At 71.7% G+C, this 8,229-nt stretch carries 6 protein-coding genes; 3 read left to right on the top strand and 3 right to left on the bottom strand.

The features are described 5' to 3' along the window. Nucleotides 1-406 precede the first annotated feature (406 nt). Complete coding sequence (locus FVS66_RS01720) at nucleotides 407-958, bottom strand: MarR family transcriptional regulator (RefSeq protein ID WP_149179155.1); 552 nt, start codon at nucleotides 956-958, stop codon at nucleotides 407-409. 143 nt (nucleotides 959-1,101) lie between these two features. Here FVS66_RS01720 and FVS66_RS01715 point away from each other — a divergent pair, with 143 nt between their 5' ends. After that, on the top strand, nucleotides 1,102-2,403 hold the full coding sequence (locus FVS66_RS01715; protein WP_187645343.1) for an MFS transporter: 1,302 nt from the start codon (nucleotides 1,102-1,104) through the stop codon (nucleotides 2,401-2,403). A 22-nt stretch (nucleotides 2,404-2,425) separates the two neighbouring features. Here FVS66_RS01715 and FVS66_RS01710 read toward each other — a convergent pair whose 3' ends face one another. Together FVS66_RS01710 and FVS66_RS01705 are read right to left on the bottom strand one after the other, a co-directional pair. Further along, entirely contained in the window at nucleotides 2,426-4,159 is a 1,734-nt protein-coding gene (locus FVS66_RS01710; RefSeq protein ID WP_149179153.1) for a SpoIIE family protein phosphatase, read from the bottom strand. A gap of 107 nt (nucleotides 4,160-4,266) precedes the next feature. Continuing rightward, a complete protein-coding gene (locus tag FVS66_RS01705; protein WP_149179152.1) occupies nucleotides 4,267-5,778 on the bottom strand; it encodes an NAD(P)/FAD-dependent oxidoreductase in 1,512 nt (503 codons plus the stop codon). Nucleotides 5,779-6,127: 349 nt separating this feature from the next. Here FVS66_RS01705 and FVS66_RS01700 point away from each other — a divergent pair, with 349 nt between their 5' ends. Together FVS66_RS01700 and FVS66_RS01695 are read left to right on the top strand one after the other, a co-directional pair. Further along, nucleotides 6,128-6,910, top strand: coding sequence for a TetR/AcrR family transcriptional regulator (locus FVS66_RS01700; RefSeq protein ID WP_149179151.1), 783 nt, complete (start codon nucleotides 6,128-6,130; stop codon nucleotides 6,908-6,910). Between the two features lie 414 nt (nucleotides 6,911-7,324). Next, nucleotides 7,325-8,229, top strand: a 905-nt coding sequence (locus FVS66_RS01695) for a sigma-70 family RNA polymerase sigma factor (protein WP_262386747.1), incomplete at its 3' end; no start/stop codon positions are given.

Genomic DNA, 8,229 nt, shown 5'->3' with positions numbered 1-8,229 from the left:
GCTTCCCTTCGGTCTTTCGTGTTTCCAGCTTAGCAGATCCGTTTTCCGTTTCTGCCACCCGCTGGAGCGGGCTGCCGGGCTGTTCTCCGCTTTCGCGTTTCCCTTTCCGGCGGTTCCGACTCTATCAGATCCTTTCGGCTCTGATCCCCAGTCAGAGGGGGTTGTCTTCCGGGCCCTTGGGCCGTTCCGACGTTTCAAACTCTAGCTGATTTCCCCGGCCGCTCATAATCGAGCCGCTGGAATGAATTACGGCATGCCGAAATCCACCCCGTGAGGAGATCTTGCTTGGTTTGGGTTGCCGCTTGAGCGGCTGAGTGGCTGCCGCAGAACCGTTCCGGTCCCGTGACAACCCGAAGAACTTTACGGACCCCCCGGGGCCGTGTCAACCCCCGGCGACCCGGGTCCGTCAGTCCAGGTCCGTGAGCCTGCCGCCCGCGTCCGGCTGGGCGTCCTCGACGCGGCGGAGGAGGCGGATCAGCAGCTCTCCGAGGACCCCGCGCTCATCGCTCGACAGGTCCTGGAGCAGGTCCTCCTCGAACGTCGTGGCCATGCGCATGGCCTCCAGCCACTTCGCGCGGCCCTCGTCCGTGAGCTCCACGATCACGCGAACCCGGTTGGTCTCGTCGCGGTCGCGTGTCACCAGGCCCTCGCCGGCCATCCGGTCGATGCGGTGGGTCATCGCGGCCGGGGTGAGGCCGAGGCGCTTGGCGAGGTCGCTCGGACCCATCCGGTACGGGGCGCCGGACAGAACGAGGGTCTTCAGCACCTCCCACTCGGCGTTGCTGATGCCGAGCTCGGCGACCTGGCGTCCGTACGCCACGTTCATCCGGCGGTTCAGCCGGCCCAGGGCCGACACCACCTGCTCGACCTGCGGATCGAGTTCGCGGTATTCGCGCTGATAGGCGGCGATCTGCTCGTCGAGGCTCGGTTCGACGCTCCGCTCCTGGGATTCGGGCATGCGGAGGAGTATCCCACGGCTCTGGTTGGCTTCGAAGTCCTTCGATGTGTACAGTTAAGCATCTAAGTTTAGTATTGAAGTCTTCAGGCTTCAGTCCTACGAGTTCGAAGTGGGTGAGTGTGACCAAGGCGAAGGGCGCAGCGATGCGCCGGATCCAGGCGGGCAACGCGCTGAGCGCGTTCGGGCTCGGGTTCACCGTTCCGTATCTCTATGTGTATGTGGCTCAGGTGCGGGACCTGGGCGCCACCGCGGCCGGGGCCGTGCTGGCCGTCTTCGCCATGGCCGCTCTCGCCGTCCTGCCCGTCACCGGCAGGACCATCGACCGGCGCGGACCGCTCCCCGTGCTGGTGGGCTCCGCGCTGATCGCCGCGGTCGGGGCGCTCGCCATGGGCGCCGCCGGAAGCGTGCCGGCCGTCGTCGGGGCTGCCGCGCTGCTCGGGGCCGGTACGGCCGTGATGCAGCCCGCCCTGGCCACCATGATCGTCTGGTGCTCGGCGCCCGAGACGCGTACCCGCGCGTTCGCCCTGCAGTTCTTCCTGCAGAACCTCGGCCTCGGCATCGGCGGGCTCATCGGCGGCCAGCTGGTCGACGAGAGCCGTCCCGGCAGTTTCCTGCTGCTGTTCTCGATCGAGGCGGCCATGTTCGTCGTCCTCGCCACCGTCGCCGCCACCGTGCGCATGCCGCGCACCCCGGCCATCGCCGACGCCCGGCCCGGACATGCGGGCGCCAAGGCCACGGGCGGGCTGCGGGCCCTGCTCGGGCACCGTGCGATGGTGCAGCTGTGCGTGCTGGGCTTCGTGCTCTTCTTCGCCTGCTACGGCCAGTTCGAGTCGGGTCTCGCCGCGTACGGGACGGAGGCCGCCGGGATCGAGCCGTTGACGCTCGGGATCGCCCTGGCCGCCAACACGGCCGTGATCGTTCTGGCGCAGTTCCTGGTGCTGCGGTTCGTGGAGCGGCGACGGCGCACGCGGGTGATCGCGAGCGTGGGCCTCATCTGGGCCGTGGCATGGATTGTCGCCGGGTACGCGGGGCTCGGGCACGGCAGCCAGGCCATGGCGACGGCGGCGTTCATCACCACGTACGGGCTCTTCGGGCTCGGCGAGGCGATGCTGTCGCCGACTGTGGCGCCGCTGGTCGCGGACCTCGCCCCGGAGTCGATGGTCGGGCAGTACAACTCGGCGTTCGCGCTCGTCAAGCAGCTGGCGCTGGCCGTCGGGCCCGCGGTGGGCGGGCCTATGGGGGCCGCGCTGCACGGTCCGTACATCGTGACGTTCGTGCTGTTCTCGCTTGGCATCAGCGTGCTGGCCCTTCGGCTGGGGCGGGGGCTCACGACCGCGCAGGACCATCCGTACGCCGCCGCGCGGTCCCGGGTCGTCGCCCGGCACGCGCCCGAGGAGCGGGCCGACGAGCCGACCGTCGAACCGGCCGTCGAACCGGCCGTGTGACCTGCGGTCCGACCGGGACGGACTAGCCCGGGAGGGCGAACTCGCACCAGACGGCCTTGCCGCCTCCCGGGGTGCGGCGGCTGCCCCAGGACGAGGCGATCGTGGCGATGATCGAGATGCCGCGGCCCGCCTCGTCCTCCGTTTCGGCACGGCGCCGGCGCGGCAGATGGTCGTCACCGTCCGTCACCTCGATGATCAGTCGCCGGTCGGTACGGCGGAGGCGCAGCCGCATCGGCGGTGTGCCGTGCTGGAGGGAGTTCGCCACCAGCTCGCTCGTCGCCAGGACGCCCAGATCGCGCAGCTCCACCGGGAACCGCCAGCTGGACAGCACCCCGGACGCGAAGGCACGCGCGCGTGGCGCCGCCTCCACACCGCCCAGCAGGTCCAGCGCCGCGTTGTGGAACAGCTCGGCGTCCGAACCCGTACGGGACGGGTGCTGGAGGACGAGGACCGCGACGTCGTCGTCGTGCTCCGCGGTCACCCCCAGGGAGCGGAGCAGGCGGTCGCAGACGACCTGCGGAGTGCCCGTTGCCCCGGCGAGGGCGCGCTCCAGGGACGCGACGCCCTCGTCGATGTCCTCGCCGCGCCGCTCGACCAGGCCGTCCGTGTACAGGACGGCGGTGGAACCGGGCGGCAGAGCGATCTTCCCGGACGTGTGGAGCCAGCCGCCCGTGCCCAGCGGCGGGCCCGTCGGGTCGTCGGCGCGGCGGATCGAACCGTCCTCGTCCCGGACGAGGATCGGCAGATGCCCGGCGGACGCGTACACGAGACAGCCCTCGTTCGGGTCGTGGACCGCGTACACGCAGGTGGCGATCTGGCTGGCGTCGATCTCGGCGGCCAGGCCGTCGAGAAGCTGCAGCACCTCGTGGGGCGGCAGGTCCAGGCGCGCGTAGGCCCGGACAGCGGTGCGGAGTTGCCCCATGACGGCGGCCGCGCGCACACCCCGGCCCATGACGTCGCCGATGACGAGGGCCGTACGTCCGGCGCCCAGCGTGATCACGTCGTACCAGTCGCCGCCGACCGCCGCGTCCCTGCCGCCCGGCTGGTACGTGGCCGCGACGCGCAGGTCGTCGGGCTGCTCCAGCTCCTGTGGGAGGAGGGACCTCTGCAGGGTGACGGCGGTCTCTCGGTGGCGGCGCTCGCTGGCGCGGAGCCGCTCGGCCGCCTCGGCGTGGTCGGTGACGTCGGCGGCGTGCACAAGGACTCCGCCGCCCTTCTGGTCGGGCCGGGCGTGGTGGCCCGGTACGTCGACGGGCAGGCACGTGACCGTGTACGAGCCGCCGCCGTGCGTACGGCGGGACTTGACCGTGCGCGGCTTGCCGCTGCGCAGGACCTGGTCCATGAGCGGGACGAGGCCCAGGTCCGCCAGCTCGGGGCAGGTGTCGGCGACCACGCTGCCCGCGAGACGGTGGCCGAACGTGGCCGCATAGGCGTCGTTCACATATGCGATGCGGTGGTCGGCACCGTAGGTGAGGGCGACGAGGCCGGGGAGGTGGCCGAGGATCTCCCGTACGGAGAAGTCCTCCAGGGCGGGTGGCGTGGGGCAGGCTTCCGGTGCGGGCGACCCGGTGGGCGCTCCGGGCGCGGTCGCCGCGCCGCCGTCGGGGCGGGGGCCCGGCTGCTGCCCGTACTCACCCCGCGCGGCCGGCACGGAGCCTTCGCCCCGCTGCGCCGGCGAGCCCCCATGGTCGGTCCTGCGCGCGGCGGCGCGGCGCTGCGTACCGGGGAAGCGGGCGCTCCAACGCGTGAAGTTCACGGATCTCTATGCCTCGTGGTGTCGTTGCCGTGCTGAGTCACTCTGTGCAGGTGTGAGCCCACCTATGGTCACACGTCCAGTGTGACCGAACACACTGACAAAGGGCGTCAATCGGTGGCGGGGCCGGTGTTCTTGACGTCTCCCGTGCCCCCTTTGTCCTTGCTGTCCCTTGTGTCCCTTGTGCTGCCGGTGTCATGGGCGTCGGGCGACGAGTCCGCGGTGACGTCGTTGTCCGGCGGGGGCGGCGGAGGGCCAGCGGCGAGTTCGAACTCCGCGCGCGGATGCTCCAGCGAACCGAGGGACACGATCTCCCGCTTGAACAGCCCGGCCAGCGTCCACTCGGCCATCACGCGCGCCTTGCGGTTGAAAGTGGGGATGCGGCTGAGATGGTACGTGCGGTGCATGAACCACGCCGTGTAGCCCTTGAGTTTGCGGCCGTAGATGTGCGCGACGCCCTTGTGGAGGCCCAGCGAGGCGACGGAACCCGCGTACTTGTGCGCGTACTCCTGCGGCGGCTTCCCGTGCAGCGACGCCACCAGGTTGTCCGCGAGGACCTTCGCCTGGCGCACGGCGTGCTGCGCGTTGGGCGCGCACTCCCTGCCGGGCTCGGACGCCGTCACGTCCGGCACCGCCGCCGCGTCACCGGCCGCCCACGCGTGTTCGACACCCTCCACGGTGAGGCGGGCGGTGCACTTGAGGCGGCCGCGGCCGTTCAGCGGCAGACCGGTCGCGGCGAGGAGCGGCGCGGGTTTCACACCGGCCGTCCACACGACCGTACGGGTCGGGAAACGCGTGCCGTCGCTGAGCACCGCCACCCGGTCCACGCACGACTCCAGCCGGGTCTCCAGACGCACGTCGATGTTCCGCGCGCGCAGCTCCCGCACCGTGTAGCGACCCATCTCCTCGCCCACCTCGGGCAGAATCCGGTCGCTCGCCTCGACCAGCACCCACTTCAGGTCCGCCGGCTTGATGTTGTGGTAGTACCGCGCCGTGTAACGCGCCATGTCCTCCAGCTCGCCGAGTGCCTCCACACCGGCGAATCCCCCGCCGACGAAGACGAAGGTGAGGGCGGCGTCCCGGATGGCCGGATCCCGGGTGGAGGACGCGATGTCCATCTGCTCGATGACATGGTTGCGCAGCCCGATGGCCTCCTCGACCGTCTTGAACCCGATGCCGTGCTCGGCGAGACCCGGCACGGGCAGGGTGCGCGAGACCGAGCCGGGCGCGAGGACCAGCTCGTCGTAGTCCACCTCGATCGGCCCGGCGGCCTCCTCCTCGGTCGCGAGCGTCGCGACGGTCGCGGTGCGTTTGGCGTGGTCGACGGCCTTGACCTCACCGATGACGATCTTGCACCGGCCGAGGACGCGGCGCAGCGGCACCACGACATGGCGGGGCGAGATGTTCCCGGCGGCCGCCTCCGGGAGGAACGGCTGATACGTCATGTATGGGTCAGGCGTGACCACCACGATCTCGACCGCGCCGCTCCTCAGCTCGGCCTTGAGCTGCCGCTGGAGGTGCAGGGCGGTGTACATGCCGACGTAGCCGCCACCGACGACGAGAACACGCACACGGGTCGGGGATTCGGCGGAGGATCCCCGCGAGATTGCAGCCGTCACCATCCCATGACGCAACGGGCGCCGGTGTTTGTCCACAGGCTCGACGAATTGTGTGACCGGCGGAGTGGGGAGGCACGGGGTGGCGCCTACCCCGACGGAGGGAGCAGATCCGCAGGTCAGATGGCAGATGAGGGGTGGCGAAGGGGAGCGGAAACGGGAGTCTTCCGGGCCTTGCTCCGATCGGGGGGCGCACCGGACGGAACTGCCCCTTCTGAATTGACTCCGTCTCAACTATGTTCGTATCTCGTCGGGGTGTCGGGTCGTGGCGCATGACCTGAGCGTTGTCGGTCGGTGCCCCGGATGTCAGGGCGGGGAGTCTCCGGGGGGAGACATCGAATAACCGGGGGAACGCATGCACACTCAGGATTCGCATGGGCAGGCACGGACCGCGCACACCGTCGGCGGGGTCGCCGGAGTGGGCGGGACCGGCGGCCTGCCCGCCGGGATGGCCGGGGTCGCACGGCCCGCACCGCTGCGCGTGGACGCCCAGCGCAATCTCGAACATGTTCTGCGCGCCGCGCGCGAGGTCTTCGGCGAGCTCGGCTACGGGGCGCCGATGGAAGACGTGGCCCGCCGGGCCCGGGTCGGGGTCGGCACGGTCTACCGGCGGTTTCCGAGCAAGGACGTGCTGGTCCGCCGGATAGCCGAGGAGGAGACGGCCCGGCTCACCGAGCAGGCGCGGGCGGCCCTGGGGCAGGAGGACGAGCCCTGGTCGGCGCTCTCCCGCTTCCTGCGGACGTCCGTCGCGTCGGGCGCCGGCCGGCTGCTGCCTCCGCAGGTGCTGCGGGTGGGCGTGGACGTGGAGGAGATACCCGAGCCGGCGGCGCCGGGCGACACACGCGTGCCGCACCAGCGGGGCCCGGCCCCGCAGCCCGGGCTCCGGGTGGTGACGCCGCGTACGGCTTCTGCCGCCGAGCTCGACGACTCCGGTGTCTCGGAGCTCCTCGGCGTCGTGGGCCAGCTGGTGAGCCGGGCCCGGGAAGCCGGCGAGCTGCGGCGTGACGTGACGGTGGCGGACGTGCTGCTGGTCATCGCCACGGCGGCGCCGTCCCTGCCGGACGCGGTCCAGCAGAGCGCCGCTTCCGCGCGGCTGCTGGAGATCCTGTTGGAAGGACTCCGCTCGCGACCGGCGTGACCTGCCTGACTTCCGTGACCTGCTGTGACCTGCGTGACGGGCATGTCGACGTGACCGATGACTACTCCGAACAGGGGCCCGCAGTAGCCTCCGTTCGGAAGATCTCCCCGGATGAGTGGTGGACGGGCCGCGGCGACGGGCCGCGCCAACCTCTGTGGCACGCTTGCTTGGTGTTCCGGTGTGAGCAGTGGGGCGGGGGCGGTCGCGGTGGACTTTGACGGTCGCGACGAGCCGCTGGGCGGCGGCGACGACGTCCCGGGGGCGACCGGTGGCCGATCCCCCCGACGGGTCCCCAGCCAGGGCGGCCGGAGGGCTGGTCGCAGGATCGGCCGGCAGGCGCCCCGGCGCGACGACACCGGTGTCCCGCCCCAACGCGACGGCGACCACGACCGCGGCCTGACCTCCACGGACTCGATGCTGCCGCCACCCCTGGAGCTCCCACCGGCCGACGCCGAACTCGTCCAGCGGATGCGGGGCGGCGACGACACTGCGTACGAGGAGCTGTTCCGGCGGCACTCGACGGCGGTACGGCGGTACGCGCGCACCTGCTGCCCGGACCGGCACACCGCGGACGACCTGACCGCCGAGGTGTTCGCACGGACCCTGCAGGCGGTGCGCCGGGGCGCCGGCCCCGAGCAGGCCGTCCGGGCGTACCTGCTGACGACCGTCCGGCACGTCGCCGCGGCCTGGACTAGGACCGCCAAGCGCGAGCGGCTCGTCGAGGACTTCGGGGTGTTCGCCGCCCAGGCGGCGCGGGCCTCCGACCTGGCCGACGGGGACACCGTCGACCTGGGCGCGGATGTACGAGCCATGTACGAGGCGGAGCAGTCGCTGGCCCTGAAGGCGTTCCGGTCGCTGCCGGAGCGTTGGCAGGCGGTGCTGTGGCACACGACCGTCGAGGAGGAGTCACCGAGCGAGGTCGCACCACTGTTCGGGCTGACCGCCAACGCCACGGCGGTGCTGGCCAGCCGCGCGCGGGAGGGGCTGAAGCAGGCGTACCTGCAGGCGCATGTGAGCCAGGCCCTCACAGCGGGCGGCGACTGCGCCCGGTACGCCGACCGGCTGGGCGCGTACGCCCGCGGCGGACTGCGCGTGCGGGCCGAACGGGGGCTGCGCAAGCACCTGGAGGAGTGTGTGAAGTGCCGCCTGGCGGCGGGCGAACTGGCACAGGTCAACGCCGGTATCCCGGCGCTCCTGCCGGTCGCCGTCATCGGCTGGTTCGCCGCGGGGTTCTCCCTGAAGGCGGCGGGCGTCGTCGCCGGAGGCGCGGCGGGCGCGGCCGGGGCAGGGGCGGCGGCCGCGGCGACGGGTGCCGCGGG

It is taken from the genome of Streptomyces sp. TRM49041 (genome assembly GCF_008271805.1).
Lineage (GTDB): Bacteria > Actinomycetota > Actinomycetes > Streptomycetales > Streptomycetaceae > Streptomyces.
The sequence above is the reverse complement of the archived record's forward strand: the minus strand, read 5'-3'. Positions and strand labels throughout refer to the sequence as shown.